Source organism: Methylibium sp. T29-B (genome assembly GCF_000576225.1).
Lineage (GTDB): Bacteria > Pseudomonadota > Gammaproteobacteria > Burkholderiales > Burkholderiaceae_C > Methylibium > Methylibium petroleiphilum.
Map to the genome: position 1 here is coordinate 1 of NZ_AZSN01000347.1, position 1397 is coordinate 1397.

The 1397-nt window shown below is 69.5% G+C and carries 1 protein-coding gene and 1 pseudogene; one reads left to right on the forward strand and one right to left on the reverse strand.

Going from position 1 to position 1397, the window contains the following annotated elements:
* A pseudogene (locus Y694_RS25140) lies at positions 1-558 on the forward strand (aromatic ring-hydroxylating dioxygenase subunit alpha); the annotation flags it as partial.
* Positions 559-579: 21 nt separating this feature from the next.
* Here Y694_RS25140 and Y694_RS21815 read toward each other — a convergent pair.
* Positions 580-1397, reverse strand: an 818-nt coding sequence (locus tag Y694_RS21815; protein ID WP_036236705.1) for a sigma 54-interacting transcriptional regulator, incomplete at its 5' end; no start/stop codon positions are given.

A 1397-nucleotide genomic window follows, 5' to 3' on the forward strand; every position in this document is an offset into this window, starting at 1 on the left:
ATCGACCATGTGCACGGCGAGATCATCACCACGCGCGGGCAGCTGTCGACGCTGGTGCCGCAGATGCGCGAGGGCGAGCGCGCCATCTCCGCTCGCTGGGAATGGCAGCAGACGCCGGCGATGCTGATCTTCGCCAACTTCCTGCCCGAGCCCGCGGCCGGCGCGCGCCACTTCTTCGACATCACCTGGACGCCGCCCGCGAACATCCAGCTCTCGGTCGGTGCGACGCAGGACGGCGGCGCGCTCGACCTGGCCGGCTGCATCGGCCAGTACGACCTGCACACCTGCACGCCGGAGACCGCGAACACCACCCACTACTGGTTCGCGACACGGCGCAACCACGTCGTCGAGGACGCCGACTACAACGCCATGAAGATCCAGGCCATGCATGCGGCCTTCGAGAACGAGGACGGGCCGATCATCGAGGCCGTGCACGACGAGATGGGCACCACCGACTTCTTCAGCCTGAACCCGGTGCTGATGACCAACGACGTGGCACCGGTCAAGGTGCGGCGGCGCCTGCGACAGCTGATCCAGGACGATCGGCGCGGCGCCTGAGAGCGGGCGCCGCCGCGCGCCTCAGGACTCGCGCTTCTTGAGGCGGTATTCGACCTGGCCGCGCCGCAGGCGCAGCAGGCGCGCGGCCGCGGAGATGTTGCCGTCGCTGCGCTCCATCGCGCGCTCGAACAGCAGCGACTCGATCTGCTCGAAGGACGGCAGGCGGGCCAGCAGGTCGTCGGCCAGTCGCTTGCACTGGTCGCTGGCCTCGCCGGCGCGCGGGACCAGCTCGCCGTGCGCGCCTACGCTCAGCGAACGCAGCTTGAGCTGCTCGCCGCCGGAGAACAGGTGCTGCACGTCGATCTTGCCGTCGTCGTCGGCCAGGATCACCGCGCGCTCGACCATGTTCTCGAGCTCGCGCACGTTGCCGGGCCAGTGGTAGTCCCACAGCGCGTCGTAGGCGCGCGTGGTCAGGCCGGCCACGCGCTTGCCGCAGCGCCGATTGCAACGTTCCAGGAACAGTGCGACGAGCAGCGGGATGTCCTCCAGGCGCTCGCGCAGCGGCGGAATGACGATCGGGAACACGTTGAGCCGGTAGAACAGGTCCTCGCGGAATCGGCCGGCCTCGACCTCGTCGCGCAGGTCGCGGTTGGACGCCGCGACCAGTCGCACGTCGACCTTGCGCACGCGCACGTCGCCCACGCGCTCGATCTCGCGCTCCTGCAGCACGCGCAGCAGCTTGCCCTGCGCCGGCAGCGGCAGGCTGCTTATCTCGTCGAGGAACAGCGTGCCGCCGTGGGCCCGCTCGAAGCGTCCGGGCCGCGAATGGTCGGCTCCGGTGAAGGCACCTTTCTCGACACCGAACAGCTCGGATTCCACCAGATCGGGCGGAATCGCCG